The sequence below is a fragment of the Ruegeria sp. C5 genome (assembly GCF_056537605.1).
In genome coordinates this window covers 563,070-579,570 of record NZ_JBQFRX010000002.1, presented here as the reverse complement: position 1 = coordinate 579,570, position 16,501 = coordinate 563,070, and the positions used below count along the sequence as shown (strand labels likewise).

General features: G+C 53.4%; 14 protein-coding genes, 1 pseudogene and 1 riboswitch. Of the genes and pseudogenes, 6 read left to right on the top strand and 9 right to left on the bottom strand.

The window, feature by feature from the left end; translation table 11 throughout:
- Window positions 1-39: 39 nt before the first annotated feature.
- The 8 genes from ACR0AW_RS10505 to ACR0AW_RS10470 all read right to left on the bottom strand — a co-directional run bounded on the left by ACR0AW_RS10505 (window position 40) and on the right by ACR0AW_RS10470 (window position 6,720).
- Entirely contained in the window at window positions 40-1,008 is a 969-nt protein-coding gene (locus tag ACR0AW_RS10505) for a HesA/MoeB/ThiF family protein (RefSeq protein ID WP_170395061.1), read from the bottom strand.
- Complete coding sequence (locus tag ACR0AW_RS10500; protein WP_170561737.1) at window positions 1,005-1,601, bottom strand: thiamine phosphate synthase; 597 nt, start codon at window positions 1,599-1,601, stop codon at window positions 1,005-1,007. The genes ACR0AW_RS10505 and ACR0AW_RS10500 overlap by 4 nt, the downstream gene beginning before the upstream one ends.
- On the bottom strand, window positions 1,598-2,368 hold the full coding sequence (locus tag ACR0AW_RS10495; RefSeq protein ID WP_170732808.1) for a thiazole synthase: 771 nt from the start codon (window positions 2,366-2,368) through the stop codon (window positions 1,598-1,600). Before ACR0AW_RS10495 ends, ACR0AW_RS10500 begins: the two co-directional genes overlap by 4 nt.
- 1 nt (window position 2,369) lies before the next feature.
- Complete coding sequence (gene thiS, locus ACR0AW_RS10490) at window positions 2,370-2,567, bottom strand: sulfur carrier protein ThiS (RefSeq protein WP_170732807.1); 198 nt, start codon at window positions 2,565-2,567, stop codon at window positions 2,370-2,372.
- Window positions 2,564-3,592 carry an FAD-dependent oxidoreductase gene (locus ACR0AW_RS10485; protein ID WP_170732806.1) on the bottom strand — a complete coding sequence of 343 codons (1,029 nt, stop codon included), beginning with the start codon at window positions 3,590-3,592 and terminating at the stop codon, window positions 2,564-2,566. The genes thiS and ACR0AW_RS10485 overlap by 4 nt, the downstream gene beginning before the upstream one ends.
- Window positions 3,589-4,377: a bifunctional hydroxymethylpyrimidine kinase/phosphomethylpyrimidine kinase gene (gene thiD, locus ACR0AW_RS10480; protein WP_170732805.1), complete on the bottom strand. Its 789-nt coding sequence runs from the start codon at window positions 4,375-4,377 to the stop codon at window positions 3,589-3,591. The genes ACR0AW_RS10485 and thiD overlap by 4 nt, the downstream gene beginning before the upstream one ends.
- 79 nt (window positions 4,378-4,456) lie before the next feature.
- Window positions 4,457-4,557: riboswitch (TPP riboswitch) on the bottom strand.
- A gap of 399 nt (window positions 4,558-4,956) precedes the next feature.
- The gene (locus tag ACR0AW_RS10475) at window positions 4,957-5,652 is read right to left on the bottom strand and encodes an FkbM family methyltransferase (protein ID WP_170732804.1); all 696 of its coding nucleotides are present in this window, start codon (window positions 5,650-5,652) and stop codon (window positions 4,957-4,959) included.
- A 72-nt stretch (window positions 5,653-5,724) separates the two neighbouring features.
- On the bottom strand, window positions 5,725-6,720 hold the full coding sequence (locus tag ACR0AW_RS10470; protein ID WP_170732803.1) for a glycosyltransferase family 2 protein: 996 nt from the start codon (window positions 6,718-6,720) through the stop codon (window positions 5,725-5,727).
- Between the two features lie 588 nt (window positions 6,721-7,308).
- Here ACR0AW_RS10470 and ACR0AW_RS10465 point away from each other — a divergent pair.
- The 4 genes and pseudogenes from ACR0AW_RS10465 to ACR0AW_RS10450 form a co-directional block, all read left to right on the top strand.
- On the top strand, window positions 7,309-8,067 hold the full coding sequence (locus tag ACR0AW_RS10465) for a hypothetical protein (protein WP_170394191.1): 759 nt from the start codon (window positions 7,309-7,311) through the stop codon (window positions 8,065-8,067).
- A 522-nt stretch (window positions 8,068-8,589) separates the two neighbouring features.
- Window positions 8,590-9,720, top strand: a complete 1,131-nt coding sequence (locus ACR0AW_RS10460; RefSeq protein ID WP_170611817.1) for a glycosyltransferase family 61 protein — start codon at window positions 8,590-8,592, stop codon at window positions 9,718-9,720.
- A 71-nt stretch (window positions 9,721-9,791) separates the two neighbouring features.
- Window positions 9,792-11,330, top strand: coding sequence for a glycosyltransferase family 2 protein (locus tag ACR0AW_RS10455; RefSeq protein ID WP_480776500.1), 1,539 nt, complete (start codon window positions 9,792-9,794; stop codon window positions 11,328-11,330).
- 59 nt (window positions 11,331-11,389) lie between these two features.
- Window positions 11,390-11,617 (top strand): annotated as a pseudogene (locus tag ACR0AW_RS10450) (transposase); the annotation flags it as partial.
- Between the two features lie 390 nt (window positions 11,618-12,007).
- Here ACR0AW_RS10450 and ACR0AW_RS10445 read toward each other — a convergent pair.
- Window positions 12,008-13,018, bottom strand: a complete 1,011-nt coding sequence (locus ACR0AW_RS10445) for a LacI family DNA-binding transcriptional regulator (protein WP_170732801.1) — start codon at window positions 13,016-13,018, stop codon at window positions 12,008-12,010.
- A 248-nt stretch (window positions 13,019-13,266) separates the two neighbouring features.
- Between ACR0AW_RS10445 and ACR0AW_RS10440 the strand changes: the two genes are divergently transcribed.
- On the top strand, window positions 13,267-15,459 hold the full coding sequence (locus ACR0AW_RS10440; RefSeq protein WP_480439018.1) for a DUF1989 domain-containing protein: 2,193 nt from the start codon (window positions 13,267-13,269) through the stop codon (window positions 15,457-15,459).
- A gap of 41 nt (window positions 15,460-15,500) precedes the next feature.
- Window positions 15,501-16,454 carry an ABC transporter substrate-binding protein gene (locus tag ACR0AW_RS10435; RefSeq protein WP_480444206.1) on the top strand — a complete coding sequence of 318 codons (954 nt, stop codon included), beginning with the start codon at window positions 15,501-15,503 and terminating at the stop codon, window positions 16,452-16,454.
- Window positions 16,455-16,501: the final 47 nt, after the last annotated feature.

Genomic DNA, 16,501 nt, shown 5'->3' with positions numbered 1-16,501 from the left:
CGCTACGGTCAGAAAATGTTTCAATTCGGTTTCCTCGTTTCAGTTGTTGTCACCAAGGGCCAGAAGCTTGATTTCGGGCCCGTTTTTCGTGGAAATCCGCATCGCAGCCTGCCAGGCCCGAAGACCGGAACGGCAGGCAAGGATGAGGCGTCTGTTGTTTTGCAAAAGGGGGTCACGCGGATCGATTTCATCGACACTGAGGCGCTGAGCCCCGGCCAGCTCCGGGCCAGTTTCATCTGCGGCGCGTAGGTCGATTACCAGATCGTCGGCCCGAAGCATCTCTTGCGCTATGAAGTCCGGCTCTGGTGCGGGATCCGGCGCGCCGTCAAAGCGAAAACCGCCAAAGCGCATGCTGGTGGCCTCATAGGTCACCAGACGCCCCATTGGCGTAAGGTCCCCGCTCAGCACCGCAACCGCGATCTGCGCTTGCAGACTGCCGATCATACCCACCGTCGGGCCAAGCACGCCATCGGCGTCACAGGAACCCAGCCTTGCAGGCAGATCCGGGAACAGCGCGCGCAGACCCGGAGCCTTGTGGCAGAAGCCCCCGACATAGCCCTCCGAGCCCACCACGCTGGCGCTGATCAGCGGCAAATCGGCATCAAGGCAAACATCCGAGGCTACATAGCTGGCGGCAAAACTGTCGGCACAATCCAGCACCAGATTGATGCCCTGACAAAGTTGCGAGGCATTGGCCGGATCAAAGCGGGTTTCGACCGGTTCGATCCGCACCTCATCATTCAGCGCCATCATTTCACGTGCTGCCACCTGCACTTTGGATTGCCCTATGTCGCGTTCACGGAACAGCGTTTGGCGGTGCAGGTTCGACAGGCTGATCTTGTCAGCATCAACCAAACGGATACGTCCCACACCGGCCCCGACCAGATATTGCAGCACTGGTGCGGCAAGCCCTCCTGCGCCAATCACCAGTACATGCGCGGTGCGCAGGTTTTCCTGCCCCGACGCGCCAAAGCCAAGTACAGCAATCTGGCGTGCATAGCGGCTCATAGGCAGATCCTTAGCCATTCGCGTACACGGGCTTCTGGGTCGTCCTTCAAGGTGATGTCGGTCACGGCGGACACGATGTCGGCCCCGGCGGCGAACGCACCCTGCGCGCGCTCGACCGACATGCCACCTATCGCCACAAGCGGAATAGGTCCGATCCGCGCCTTCCAGTCGGTCAGCTTTTCGACACCCTGCTGGTGCCATTTCATCTTTTTAAGAATGGTCGGATGAACGGGCCCGAGTGCCACATAGTCAGGCCGCAAAGCCAGCGCACGCTTAAGCTCTGCTTCGTCATGGGTTGAGACTCCAAGTTTCAATCCAGCAGCTCGGATCGCGTCAAGGTCAGCGGTATCCAGATCTTCCTGCCCTAGGTGCACCCAGTCGCAGTCAAGCTCAATCGCCAGTTCCCAATAGTCATTGACCACCAACAGCGCGCCGTGGTCGCGGCACAAATCCCGCGCCTCCGCCAACTGCGCGCGCACCGCATCCAGGGGATGTTCCTTGATGCGCAGCTGCACCAACCGCACTCCGAGCGGCAGCATTCGGCGCAGCCATGAGATGTCATCGAATATCGGGTAGAACGACGGCAGCGTCACAGCATGGCCTTTCCGAAAACAGGTGTTGAGGGCGAGGCCATGTCGCGCGGTTCCATAGCATCGGCACCGAAGGCCAAGGCACCGGCTTCAACCGCGCGGGCAAACGCTTGGGCCATCGCCGCCGGATCACCTGCCTTAGCGACCGCCGTGTTCAGCAGCACCGCATCATAGCCGATTTCGATGGCCTGTGCCGCCTGTGATGGCAGGCCCAGCCCTGCATCAACCACAAGAGGCACCTCGGGAAAATGAGCCCGTACCGAGCGAAGGCCGTAAAGGTTGTTCAGCCCCAGTCCGGTGCCGATCGGCGCCCCCCAAGGCATCAACACACGACAGCCTGCCTCGATCAGTTTCTCGCACAGCACCAGATCTTCGGTGCAATAGGGGAAGACGTCGAACCCATCGTCGGCAAGGATGCGCGCCGCCTCCACAAGGCCGAACGGGTCGGGCTGCAGAGTGTCGGCATGGCCGATCACCTCAAGCTTGATCCAGTTGGTCTCGAAAAGTTCGCGCGCCATCTGCGCCGTAGTGACCGCTTCGCGTACTGAGTAGCACCCGGCGGTATTGGGCAACACCTCGACACCCAAATCACGGATCAGAGACCAGAAATCCTGCCCGGCCCTTTCACCACCCGCCTCGCGACGCAGCGACACCGTGGCAATGCCTGCGCCCGAACGTCGAAACGCATCGGCGAGCACTGCGGGCGACGGATACTGCGCGGTGCCCAACATCAGGCGCGACGCTATTTCCTTGCCGTAGAATTCCGGCATGTCAGCCCCCCTGCCGCGGCGAAACCAGCTCGATCCGGTCCCCATCGGAAAGCATTTGCGCCGCACGTGTTGATGCCGGAACGAACACCTCGTTCACCGCCGTGGCCAGTTTGTCATTGCCTTTGCCTAGTTCGACCAGAAGATCGGCAAGGCTGGGGCCCTTGGCCTCGGTGACCTCACCATTCACCATCAGTTTCATGTGGTTCTCCCCAGCGTTTCAAACGCGCTTTTCGTGCCTTCGCAGTTCTCGTACCAAAGCGCGGGCTGCGTGCCGCAGGTCACCAGATCTGCCACCATCCCCGCCAACGCCGGAGCAAGCAGATAGCCATGGCGGTACAGCCCGTTCACCATGATGCGATCTTCGAAATGGCGGATGCGCGGCTGATTGTCCGCAAAGGCCGGGCGGGCATCGACGCCAATTTCCAGCAGCTCGGCCTCACCAAATGCCGGGTGCAGCGCATAGGCCGCATTCATTAGTTCCATCACGGATCGCAGGCTTGCGCGGGTGCGCTGCCCACTTTCGATCTGGGTTGCGCCCAACATGAATACGCCATCGCCGCGCGGTACAATGTAGAGCGGGAAACGAGGATGCAGCAGCCGCACGGGACGCGACAGTGACACATCCGGGCAGCGCACGATGAGCATCTCACCCTTGACCCCGCGCAAATCGCTCAGCCGATCCTGCGCGGCGAGACCACGGCAGTCGATGACCTGACCCAGCGTTTCGCCTGCAGTCAGAAACTCAACGCCCGAAGCCACCAGGTGTGCATGCAACCCGGTCAACATCGGGCGGGGATTGAGATGCGCTTCACTTGCGATGAACAACGCCTTGCCGAATTGCTCGGCCAAATGCTGCTCGTGGAGCGCGATGCCCTCGCGGTCCAGCCATTCCACGCCTTCGGCGCGCCGTGCAAACATCGTCAGCTCGCTCTGATCCCGGCCCAGAGCGACAACCAAGGTACCGTTCCGGGTCACATCCAGACCGAACTGCGCCCCCTGCTTTTGCCACCAATCCGCTGCTTTACACCCGTGTTCCACCACGGGCTGTTCGGCGACTGCGCCCTCGCATTTCGGTGCCAACATGCCCCCGGCCCACCAGCTGCAGGAATGCGTATTCACGGGACCTGCCGGGTCGATCATCCGTACGGAAACACGGCGTGACACCAGCTCGGCTGCCACGCAAAGCCCGGCAACCCCTGCACCCAGTATGGTGACAGCGCTCATGCCCACATCTCGTGAAAATGATGCACCGGGCCGTGGCCTTGTCCAATCTCCAACCCGTCGGCACGTTTTATTGCAGCGTGCAGCCAGCCATGCGCCCGCCGCACCGCGGTCTCAGGATCCATGCCGCGCGCCAGGCAGCCCGCAATTGCTGCGGAATAACTGCAGCCAGTACCATGCGTGTTGCGGGTCGCGATCCGCGGTGCCCCCAGCGTGACAACGAACCCTGACTTTGCCAGCACATCAAGGCACTCAATGCCATCGGCATGGCCGCCCTTGATCAGAACCGCCTTAGGACCTAGCGCCAGCAACGGCGCAACCAGTCCGGCACTGTCGCCCTTATGGGTTTGTCCCAGCAGCTTGTCCGCCTCGGGCAGGTTTGGTGTCAGCAGGTCAGCGCGCGGCAGAAGATACTGCTTCAGCGCGGCAATCGCTTGATCTTCAAGCAGGGCGACCCCGGATTTCGCCACCATGACGGGGTCGAGGACGACAGGTCCGGAAAAACCTTCCAATGCACGGGCCACTGTTTCGACCAATGATGGCGTGCCCAGCATTCCGATCTTGATGGCGTCTATGCGGATGTCGTCCAGGACCGCCTTGATCTGAGCCGCGACAATATTGTCGGGTACCGGATGTACTGCGGTCACGTCACAGGTATTCTGCGCGGTTATCGCGGTGACCACGCTGCAACCGAACACGCCCATTGCGCCGAATGATTTAAGATCTGCCTGAATTCCCGCGCCGCCCCCGCTGTCGGAACCGGCAATCGTCAATGCTGTCGCAACCATGGCACATCCCTCATTGTCATGGTCAGGATGTGCGTGGAAAGACCCGTAGCCTGCATTGTGACACGAGTTGTGACACGGGGCGCCCGGTATGTCTGTTTCCTCCGCCGGTCCTAACCGGGTCAGGTTCAATGGGTTTGCAAGTCAGCATCTCAGCCCCGAGGGGCACCCCAACAGATGGTTACCGACTATTGATGAGATCAGGTCTCGTCAACAGTTTTGTTGCACACAGTTTGATGGGTGCGGCTTCGCTTTGAGCTTTGCAGTTAACTCGGGGTGTTGCCGGTGTCGCAAAATGGTGGTGTTTCCAGATGCTATGACCGGAAAACGGCACAATAAGACAGGGACACTCAGCGCCGACATCGTGGTCGTTGACCCAGCCCCGCGATCCGAAATTGAAGGCAGAAACAGTTTTTTTGAGATTCTGTCACAAGTTACTGCTCATAGATGCAGATAGTTGCAGCGCGTGAATTGCGATGGGCAAATTCAGGTCACAAGCCGGCCGATAGTCTCATTTCAGGGCGCTCAACTGGCTTGGCCAAATCACCTAACCCGAAAATTGCCCATCGCAATGAAGAGGGCTCAGCCAATATCTCGCGTGCAGGTCCAAACGACCCTCCAAGACAAATCGTCCAGCCGTAGAAAACCCGCGTTAGAAAGAATCCTTTTACAGGCCCGTACACCTTTGTGCCCATAAATGAGGCGATGGAATTCAATAACAATGGCTCGAATGCCCGACAGGTCCGCATTCCTCAAGAAATCCAGTTCCGCCCCCTCAATATCCATCACAAGAACCGTCGGAGCGAACTCTCGTTTCACCGCTTCGAAGTCCGCTTTAGCTACGCGCACTGATGTTATTGATTCACCTTCATTATCAAAAACTGAAGACCCTAGATATGAAGCGTCAATATGAAACGGAATAGAGTCGGGATCCTTTGGATTGGCGCTTAGTATCGCATTCCGGACTTCGATCCGGTCTGAAAGCCCATTTAGGGCATGTAAACGACGGATGTGTGGAATTAGATTTGGATTGGCTTCAAAACTGAGAATAGCCTCTGGTTTGTTCTCGAGCGCGACAACACCACTCACGATACCCAGCCCGGCGCCCATTTCCAGAATACGATCCTCAGGTTGAACGACGCTCAAAGCGCCATCCATTTCCCAGCTTTCATAATTGTCCTGCTCGATCAGATTTATAATCGTTTCGTCCAGAAATGGCGATGAAGGTATCTTCAATCCACGGTACTGGATCGCAACATCAGGGTTCGTTTCGGTCATTCTTGCTCCATTCCAAGGATGAGCGGTCGGTAGAGCATGTTTTGCATAAGGTCAGACTATTTGCATCAAACATCATGTCGGTAATCTCGCATAGAGGTCCGACATATTCATCTTCAGAACATCGTTGAACCACTCAACCGACAAATCAAACTCGTGGTCAGGATAATAGGTATCCAAACCCCGGAAAGGGCGGACCTGCACATCATCGAGAAGACCATGACCCCTTAGTCTTTCTTCGGTGTCCTTGTCGTATTTTCGGATAATGTCATGAAGCTCTTGAACAGCATTCAATGAAGATGAATTTTTCAGGAATTGGACCTGTTCATAGCGGAAATCGTTGCTGCCCTTAGGTGATTCATATGTGCCCATATCATGATATCTCAGCAATTTGAGCATCCAGTGGATTTCGGTCAGTCCGTCAAAGTGACAAATGACCGATTGTTGAGAAACATGTCGCTTGATGTTGCCTCTCCACCGCTGTGGCGCATGAACACCTAACTTGATGTTTTTCCCCGTTCGGGTGGCGCTTTTTCCGAAACGATGCGCACAAAATCCTCTGTCGCTGTACTTGAGTCGTTCTTCTCCGAATAAGCTTCGGGCGACATAGCCGCGGGTGTGCTTAGGCTTCAGCATAAGACCACCAAAAAGTCCGGGTGTGGTGTCCTCGGTCGAAAACACGCGCTCGCCATTAGGAATTGAAATCGTATCAACATCCGAGGGCAGGTCAGCAAGCTCTTGCGCAAAATCATCGGCTTGCAGATACTCGTCCGCATCGAGGAAAAGCATCCAATCGACCGTTGCTTCTCGATAGGCTTTTGTCGCTATCAGTCTTTGGCGTCTGAAACTGTTTTCTGGATAAGCACAGTCCCAGTTTCTTCGAAAAAACGTGTCATCCATCACTTCAACGCGACAGTTCGGTATCTGAGCCAGAAGTTGCCGCGCTTTCGGATCATCACCATCCAGATAGATAAAGATCTCTTGCGCGCTGAGTGACGCATAATAGGAAGCAAATATAGCCACCAGCTCTGGCGGCTCTTTGACCATGGTAACGACACCCCAGGTGGCCATCTTTAAAGGAGTCCTGTGTTTGGGAAGGGCCAAAATCCCTGATTGCACGTCTTTAGAGTCACCGGCTTCCTCTATTGCCCAATAAGTCTGGATTTGTGGCAACCTTGATCGGTGAATTTTCCGCCTTAAGCAAGAGCATCCTGAGGTCTTATTGGACGATCCGATTTAAGACAGTTTGGGTGATCTTGCGACCTTTGTCGGGGAGGACTGAGAAAATTGGACCAAAGTTGAGGTAACCAAACAATTACTGCTTATTGCGAGCCCCTGAAGTTTGATCGTTACCGCTCGTTCTTTTTCGCGAAACACAAAGGTGCGAGAATTCTGACTAACGGACCTGCGCTACAGACAGTTCATATTGGACGGTTGGGTCACCATCACAATTGCGCTTGTATCGGGATCATTAAACCAGTGGATCGAATACCGGAGCCATGCTAATGCGGAGCAAGCGAAAAATATAACGGGCATTGATCCAGCATGGAAATTTCTCCAGTAATTTCATCGTTTTGGCATGGATCCAGTCTGACTTTTTTCGAGCAACTCTGCCTCAAAAGCTTTGTGGATCACGGCCATAAGGTCAAGTTGTACTCTTTGAATGAAATCACGAATACGCCACCGGGCGTTGAAAATGCGGATGCACGTATTTTCTTACCTGACCACCTGAAAATATGGCGAAACGAAAAGCGAAACAGCGCTTATGCCCCGTTGTCGGATTTTTTCAGGATCAACATGCTTCGGGAATCCGACGAAATCTGGATGGATTGCGATATGCTGTGTATGCAGCCGATCCCCGACATTCCGTATGTTTTCGCAAAAGAGAAACGCTATTTTAACAATGCGGCTCTCCGGTTGCCGCACAGTTCTCCAACATTGCAAGGTATGTATGACTTTATGAACGGGTCTGAGATCGTGATCCCCAATGACTGGCCGTGGAAAAAAAATATTGATGTTTCCATCGGCAAGTCCAATGAAGATGGCTCTTTCTCGGTACCGTTGGAAAACCTGTCGCAGCTGCCATTTTATACGTTCGGGCCTCAGGCTATCTCTTATTTTCTGGGCAAAAACGGTGAAGTTAAACACGCCCTGCCACCCGAGTCATTCTATTCCCAAGAACCTACAGCCATGCGCTTGAATTATTTTCGGCCGCGGTTTTCCCGCATATCGCTCGATGAAAACGCGTTGGGGGTTCATCACATTGGCGGCTCAAGCATGCGCAAGAAATACAATATGGACGGTGGGTTTCCTTTGCCGCATCCCAACAGCCAGGTCGCCAAGCTATGCAAGAAACATGACATCGATCCCTCTAAGGCGATGCCACAGGATGTGCTGAAGTCTGTTGACCAAGATTAAAATGTCTGGGCAAGTCAGAAGCGCCAGTATGTGTCCAAGTTTCGGACGATCGGAATCAAAAACACTAGGCGTCATCTGCTAACACCGTAGTGCCAAGTTGTTCGGCAGACAGTTCCCCAACCGGCCACTGTATTGAGTACAACGTGCAACAACTTGGCAATCAAAGTAATGGCGGTCGCTTCAGGCAAGGATGATAAACTGCGACACTGTCAACATATTCGATTGTCTTCCTACGGATAGAGCCTTTACTTTTTCTGGCGTAGAAATTTCACTACGATTACTTGCAGCGGCGCAGGTACGGCCATATCAGAATACTGGGGTGAATAGGGCCGAATGTTATGAAGCCCGAACACAGATCTTGGATTAATCTGGGGTCCAGTTTATGGGATAGGCGAATGTCAAAGAAGCTGGCTACAGATCACAAGGATATTCGCCGATCATCTATCCCGGCCTTTAACACCAGAAGACCGACTAAAAGCATGTCTTTGTCGACCCGGTCGCTCTGACCGGGTGTGAACAAAGATGTCTACGCTTAACGATAATGATCTGAACCAACCTCCTCAGCCTGATCAAGGATGGTCACGTGAACTTGTTGCACTTGAGCGGGCTATCGTGGTTCCGCCCGCAGTCTCCGATACGGTGCAGGAAGCCGGTGTTCTGACTGAAGACCGGGAATATTGCGCGCATGGGGCGCTTTGGCGGGGAAAGCGTGCCATGACCACCCAACCGGTATCGCCAACAGTCCCTTTGCCGCAATTGTCGGGTCGCTGGCTTTATGCGGGGCTGTTATGGGTACACTTTGGTCATTTCCTGGCTGAAAGCACCGCACGTCTTTGGCCGCTGCCGGCAATCGCGAAGGATATTGATGGGGTCCTCTTTACCCCCAAGCGACCCGCCAATGGGGATGAAACACGCCCTATGCAGCATAATTTTTTTACGCTTCTGGGTATTGATCTTCCAATCAAAGTGGTGACCGAGCCAACTCAGATAGAATATCTGCATGTGCCCGGTCAGGGGTTTGGGCTGGGCCCGATTGTGGCGGGAACGCCTGAATATCGTGCCTTGATCCATCAAAATTTTGGCGCCGACGTTCCCCCTGATGGGCCGGAGCGGCTTTATATCTCGCGCGCAGGTCTTGGAATACGGCGGGGTGGCGTTATCGGAGAAGAGTTTCTCGAAGAGAATTTGCGCCAGAACGGGTACGAGATTTTCTATCCGGAACAACACCCGATGGAAAAGCAGATCGCGCGTTACAAAGCCGCCCGTCAGATCGTTGCACTAGACGGGTCGGCACTGCATCTTTTTGCTCTGGTAGGCCGTCCAGATCAGCAGGTTGCAATGATCCCGCGCCGCACTTCTTCGGTGCATCACAATATCTCAGCTCAGCTAGCGGCCTTTTGCGGGCAAGAGCCTTTAGTCGCCAATGCCATTCGCACCGATTGGGTATTGGCTTCGCGCGGTCGTCCCAACCGCCATTCACTTGGAGAGCTTGACATGTCCAGATTGCATAAAATGCTTGCCGATGCAGGATTTGTCTCACCTGATCTGGCCTGGGAAGAAATGTTCTGGCGGCAGCGGCGGCGAACCATCCGAAAACTGGAAAAAGCCCTTGGCGACCAGCTGGTTCCCATCCATCAAGAGCCCGCTGACTAATGCAGCTAATCCTGGATATACGCGACACAGCTCGGGATCAGGCGCGCCAAGCCAATGGGGTTGCGTCTGTTTTGAGTATCGATAATGCGGATTTGCAGCAGCAACTGGTTACGTTTGCGCAGATTACACGGCGAAGACGTGCAAAGGCCGAGCCGCCCGAATTTTTGCCCGCACTCGCTAGTGCGATTGCTAATGAGCGACCGTGGTTCATGCTTTTGGCCATGCCAGGGCTAGCAGAAAACCTCACCACGGAAGTCTCTGTTAGTCGAGTCCACGAAGTTTTGGGGCAATTGGCGGCCGACATCCTGATTTTGACTGATCTTGATTCAGGATCTGATCGCGCCAGAATTTGGGCCACACAATTTGGGGCCGATGCGATAGTTAACCGGATTGACTGGCCAGATGATCTGACTGCGCAGCCTCCTGCATTCTCTACCCTGGCCTCCTCTGCAAAAGAAGAATCCACTCCAAAAGAAGTGCTGCCATTTGCCCGTCGCTTCTTGCCGCGCAATGACCTGACCAGTTTTGATGAAAGTCAACCCATGGGTGACACGGTGCCGGTGGACCTAAGGCCGCCAGAGGGTACCAGCGGCACGGTGCTGATCGGTTGCATGAAAAACGAAGGCCCTTTCCTATTGGAATGGATTGCATACCATCAATCGATCGGTGTGCATCACTTTGTTATCTATACCAATGGCTGCGAGGATGGCACGGATCTGATGCTAGATGCGCTGGCCAAAACCGGTCTGGTCACGCATGTCGACAACAACAAATGGAAGGGCAATTCCCCGCAACAGTGGGCTCTGAACCAGTCTGCAAAGCTCAAGGTGGTCAAACGTGCTGATTGGGTTATCCATATTGATGTGGATGAGTTTATCAACATCCGCTTTGGTAACGGGACACTGCCGGAACTTTATAAGCGCCTGCCCGACGGAGTCAGCAATATTGCCATGACCTGGCGGCAATTTGGGTCGGCCGGGATAAAGACCTACGAAGACAGGCCGGTCCTGGCGCAATTTGACCGATGCGCTCCGTCATATCTGCCCAAACCGCATACCGCTTGGGGCTTCAAGACCGCCACCAGGAATATTCGTGCCTATCGTAAACTAAGCTGTCACCGGCCAAATAAGCTGAAAGAAGCAAAAGCCGAACAGGTGCTATGGGTCAATGGATCGGGTCAGGATATCACGCACAAAGTGGCAAAGAATGGCTGGAGGTCCGATATCAAGACCATCGGTTATGAACTGGTCCAGCTAAACCACTACGCACTAAGATCTGCGCAGTCTTTCTTGGTCAAGCGTCAACGCGGACGAGCCCTGCATGTGGATCGCACTGTCGGGCGCAACTATTGGATACGGATGGATTGGAACCAGTATCAGGACGTTACTATCCAACGCAACCTGGCCAGATTGTCAGTGGCGATGGAAGCGTTGCTAGCCATTCCCCAGATTGCGCGGCTACACGAAAAAGCTGTTGCCTGGCACCAGGCTAAGATTGAGTTTTTGATGGATGAGCCCGAGTTTCGCAACCTTTATGACGAGATCACCAGCATCGAACTTGAGGATTCGGAACGGATCCGCGCCATCATAGATGCGGATATGCATAGCTGACAATGGAATACCCCATTTGATTTGAACCACCGTTATGATTGAAAAGCGGAGGATCGAGAATTTCGATCAAGAGACACGAGGCAGAGGAAATAGATCAGAAACTGCGACAAGTTGATGTGCTTGTTGGTTAGGGAATGATGCGTGCAGATGTGATCTGCGAGGTTCGCATAACGGAACAAACCTACTACCTGTGGCGTAAGCAATATGGTGGGATGGGAGCCGATTAACGAAAGGAACTCAAGCGTTTGCAGAAGGAGAATGAGCTTCTGCAAAAGGCCGTTTCTGACTGACGACAAGCCCTTTGTTCCAAACTGGCAAAGTGCGCGAATGGCAGGTAAGTGTAGCGTTTCTATGACTGACCATCCGATCCACCATGTCCGCCCACACCGTCAAGCCGGCGTTGACAAGGGAAAATATCACGAGTTTCTGTGTCGCCTCTGAAGTCTGCTACGAACCCAAAGCAACCGTCGATCTGGCGTCTATTCTTTTCGAGTTCGGCCCGTCGCGAACCTAATAATCCAGGCGCTCAATGCCAGGTAACGAATGGCGGTTGATCGGACAAAGCCTCCTTTCACTGGAAGTAGCCCAATGGCAGTCATATGTTCATTGCGTCAGCTTTTAGATGAAAAACACACATTTTACACCGCTTCAGTCTATTTTCAGTACAAGAAGCCAATCTATGCCAATTTTCGTGTGGAGTTCCTCACAATCAGTTCAGCCTGAAGAAGTTTCGATTTAGGAACGGCTTGGTTTTCCAACCACTCAACTATCGCTGTGGCAGTGGCTTCACCCATCCGTGTGACGGGCAAATGCACGGTCGTGATTTCAGGAAAGGTGCAGGATGAAGAGGGCAGATCGTCGATGCCAACAATTGACATTTCATGAGGCACTTTTACCCGCTTTCTTTGCAATTCAAAAAGAGAGCCCATCGCCAAGACATCGGAAAAACAGAGAATAGCAGAAAAGGCCGTGTCCCCTGCAAGAAGATTCTGAGTTGCGACGCAGCCACCTTTTATTGAAATTTCCGTTTCGTACATTTGCAGGGTGTGGTTCACATCCGGATTCTTCAAACCATCAAGCCGTGCCAGCGTCCTATCGTTGTTTTTTGTTGGCCCGTGAATCACGGCAATATTTCTATGCCCAGCAGACAGAAGAAAATTGAGAGCGGTGCAAGAAGCGCCGGCGTTATCATAACCGATGGTCGGAAAATGGTGGTCCCTTTCATAGTAGGAGGTGGCGATCACAGGGAGGCGTGTCCGTTCGATGATCTTTTCGAAGTCTTGACTGTGTGTGATGCCGGAAACAATCAGTGCTTCTGCACCAATATCAACCAGACCTTGCGCTTTATTCGTTTCTACGTCCGGGTCGCCATTTGTAGTTGCGACTACGAGTGACAAACCATTTAGTGCCAAACCTTTTTCAAGAGCAGCTAGAAATTTTGAGAATATTGCATTGTCCAGAGTTGGAACCATGGCCCCAACGACTCGGGTTCTCCCGGAATTGATCGCACGGGCTGCAGCACTTGGTACAAAATGCAGCTTCGAAATAACATCAAGCACACGGTGGCGCGTGTCTTCAGACACGGTTTTCGGAGAATTCAGTACGCGCGACACCGTCGCAACGGAAACATCTGCTGCCTTGGCAACATCCCGAAGGTTCGCGCGCTTCTTATATTTCTGCTCGGTCAATTCCTTTGAATTCCTTGGATATCCTCGATCTCGCGACAGTTACCTTGACACATGTAACTAGTTTCATCAAGATTATGTAACTAGTTACAATAAGCGACTCACTTTGGAATACGATGCGCGATTATTCGATACTACATGAGTTCAGCAATAGCGGTTACATGACGCCTGGACGCTTTTACCCAGGGTTTCAGAAACCGTCGCACGGAAAAACATATACGCTAGGTCCGCGCGAAATACTGAATGTTATCATGCGACCAGGTGATCTTCTGTCGGTGACAGGCAATTGGCCTAAAAACCAACTGCAAGTCATTGCTTTTGACGAAGTGGGCGGAGATGCGCTTGTGTCGCTAGCGCTTATTAAAGCAGGAGTTTTGGATTTCTCCAAAGTAGATGGCGAAAAACTGATCAATTGGATTGCAGCTCAGGGAGGTAAACCAGAATCCGAGATTGGTATCGCTTACCTTCCTGAAAATGATGATCTGATCGTTCTAAAAGCCAGTGCTACAATTTCAGCTTGGATCATGCGGGCTATGGATCGTGATCAACTGGCAACCGGGTCCAGAGGTGGATCAGTCAGTATCTCTCATCAAATGGCAAATGCCAGTAGTTCGATATTGCCCGAACCCCTGGGTGATGTGCGAAAGGAATTCACCGTAAAGCGCGGCACTGGATTGTCATATGAAGTTAAGCAAGGCGAAATAGTCCAAATCATTGATGTCGAGGGCCAACAATGCTCGGACTTTATCGCAATGCGAGCAGATAAACTCGAAAAAGGTGAAGAATGGCTGATCGACAGTACTGCAACTCGGTCTTTGGTCCGGCGCGCTTATCCTGGCCCTGGTATGCTCGACAAGTTTTTCGATAGTGACATGAACCCGCTTCTAAATGTCGTTCATGACACTTGCGGACGACACGATACTTACGGGTTGGCTTGCACCGCACGGGGATACGCTGAGCGAGGTTTTCCAGGCCATGTCAACTGTTCTGACAACATTTCTGAAACACTGGCGCAATATGGAGTTAGACGCCGCGCGGCCTGGCCTGCAGTTAATTTCTTCTGGAATACTTGGATTGATCATAATTCCCACGAACTGCTGGTAGATGAAAGCTATTCGCGCCCAGGCGATTACGTCGCAATGCGGGCAATGGAAGACTTGGTATGCGCTTCCACGGCGTGCCCAGACGACATTGACCCGATAAATGGCTGGAATCCCACAGATGTGCACGTGCGGATCTACCGTCCAGATACTCCAATCCGCCGTGCGGTCGCTTATCGCGAAAAGGAAGATGCCCCCATGTCCATAAGTCAGGAATCGGCCTTTCACGAGCGTCTGGAGCCGCTGACCCAACATTTTGCGCCTGCGCGGGACATGTGGGCACCTGTTAGCTTTCCGTCATATGGTACATTGGGCGAATATTGGGCCTGCAGAGAAGCAGTAACTTTGCAGGATATGAGTGGGTTGCGTAAATTCGACATCATTGGGCCAGACGCTGAGAAACTGTTGCAGCTGGCAACCACGCGCAATGTCGCCAAACTGCCGGAGTGGCGGGGTACTTACACGCTGATGTGTGACGATACCGGCGCGGTAATAGATGACGGTACGTTGTTCCGACTCGCAAATGACCTGTTCCGCTGGTGTTGTGGCGCCGAGGAGAGCGGTCGGGCATTGCAGTCATTGGCGGAGGAACGCGGGTTCCAAGTGCGTATCCATGATCTGCGGAATTCGCTACCAAACCTGGCTTTGCAAGGGCCGAAGTCCCGAGAGGTTTTGCGCAAAATCGTTTTCACACAACCACATGTGCCCTCCCTTGATCAGCTCAAATGGTTTGGCTGTACTGTTGCCCGATTAAATGGTCGCGAAGGGGCACCTTTTATGCTGTCCCGCTCTGGCTACACTGGGGAACTCGGGTACGAGATTTTCTGTTCAAAGGCCGATGCCGTAGCCATTTGGGACGCAATCATGGAAGCAGGTGAAGGTTTCGGGATCACCCCTATGGGATCAGCCGCGCTGGAGATCATCCGGATCGAAGCGGGCCTAGCAGCTGCAAATGCTGAATTTGCGCCAGGCGTCGACGCGTTCGAGGCCGGCCTGGGATTTGCTGTTGATCTGACCAAGGCCGAATTCACCGGCAAGGCAGCATTGGAGCGTAATCGGCAGAGTCCGCGGCAGGTTCTCAAGGGATTACTTTTGGAAACTGACGATATTCCCATGCATGGAGATGCGGTATTTGCAAAAGAAAGACAGGTCGGGGTGATTACCTCTGCAACCAAGTCTCCTTTGCTTGAGCACGGTATCGCGATCGCACGCCTTTCGGTGGAACACTCGAAAACTGAAAATAGGCTGGAAATCGGGCAGCTTGACGGGCGCATGAAACGCCTTGGTGCGAAAGTCACAGAAATTCCATTCATAGACCCGCAACGAAAGCGGGCGCGCGCATAAGAATTCAACTTACCAGCAGGAGAGTTACTATGAATATAAGCATGAAATCCCTGACAGTGTCAGTCTCGCTGGGCCTCTTGGCCCTGCCCGCCGCTGCGGCTGAAGAGGTAAAAATCGGAGTCCCATCCTGGACTGGTGCTCAGGCAATCGCACATCTTCTAGGCGCGGTTGTCGAGATGAGGATCGGAGGCACAGTCGAGTATGTACCCGGCAATAACGCTACGATTTTCCAGGCGATGGACCAAGGTAAGGGCGACATCGATGTTCACCCTGATGTTTGGCTACCTAATCAACAAAGTTTTACTCAAAAATACGTAGATGACGCGGGAACGGTCACCTTGTCGTCCAACCCTTACGAAGGTAATCAAGGTTTCTGTGTATCCAAGGACTTTGGTGAAGCGAACAACATCACCGATATTGCCGATCTGGGTCGTCCTGATGTTGCCGCACTGATGGATAGCGACGGCAATGGCCGTGGTGAAATGTGGATCGGTGCTCCAGGCTGGGCTTCAGCAAATGTAAACGAAGTCAAGGTGCGCGACTACGGCTTGTTGGACTTTATCGAACCGGTCCGTGCCGAAGAAAGCGTTAAAACAGCGCGTATCAAGGATAGCATCGCCAAGGGCGAGGGCTATGCATTCTATTGCTATAAACCTCATGCAGTTTGGTACATGTTTGACGTGGAAATGCTGTCGGAGCCCACATTTGACCCCGAAAAATATGTGATGGTGCAGCCGTCGGATGATCCCGATTGGTATGAAAAGTCGACAGTTGCCACCAAGGACGCGCTTAAGAACGTGCAGATCGCATGGTCCAACTCGCTGGTTGACCGTTCGCCGGCTATTGCTGAGTTTTTTGCCAACTTTAAGTTAACAGCTGATGATGTTTCAGCCTTTGCCTTCGAAATCAGCGCCAATGGCCGCGACCCGGCGGACGTAGCAAGAGAATGGGTCGAAGCGAACCCCGAGCGTGTGGATGGTTGGCTGGGTCTTTGAACCCAACCTGAAGAAATGACCATGGTGGCAGTTCCATTTCGCTGCCA

Excerpts from the sequence above, each read along its gene's own strand:
- ACR0AW_RS10505 (WP_170395061.1), bottom strand. The coding sequence starts at position 1,008 with ATGAGCCGCTATGCACGCCAGATTGCTGTACTTGGCTTTGGCGCGTCG.
- ACR0AW_RS10495 (WP_170732808.1), bottom strand. The coding sequence starts at position 2,368 with ATGCCGGAATTCTACGGCAAGGAAATAGCGTCGCGCCTGATGTTGGGC.
- thiS (WP_170732807.1), bottom strand. The coding sequence starts at position 2,567 with ATGAAACTGATGGTGAATGGTGAGGTCACCGAGGCCAAGGGCCCCAGC.
- ACR0AW_RS10485 (WP_170732806.1), bottom strand. The coding sequence starts at position 3,592 with ATGAGCGCTGTCACCATACTGGGTGCAGGGGTTGCCGGGCTTTGCGTG.
- thiD (WP_170732805.1), bottom strand. The coding sequence starts at position 4,377 with ATGGTTGCGACAGCATTGACGATTGCCGGTTCCGACAGCGGGGGCGGC.
- ACR0AW_RS10475 (WP_170732804.1), bottom strand. The coding sequence starts at position 5,652 with ATGACCGAAACGAACCCTGATGTTGCGATCCAGTACCGTGGATTGAAG.
- ACR0AW_RS10470 (WP_170732803.1), bottom strand. The coding sequence starts at position 6,720 with ATGGCCACCTGGGGTGTCGTTACCATGGTCAAAGAGCCGCCAGAGCTG.
- ACR0AW_RS10460 (WP_170611817.1), top strand. The coding sequence starts at position 8,590 with ATGTCTACGCTTAACGATAATGATCTGAACCAACCTCCTCAGCCTGAT.
- ACR0AW_RS10440 (WP_480439018.1), top strand. The coding sequence starts at position 13,267 with ATGCGACCAGGTGATCTTCTGTCGGTGACAGGCAATTGGCCTAAAAAC.
- ACR0AW_RS10435 (WP_480444206.1), top strand. The coding sequence starts at position 15,501 with ATGAAATCCCTGACAGTGTCAGTCTCGCTGGGCCTCTTGGCCCTGCCC.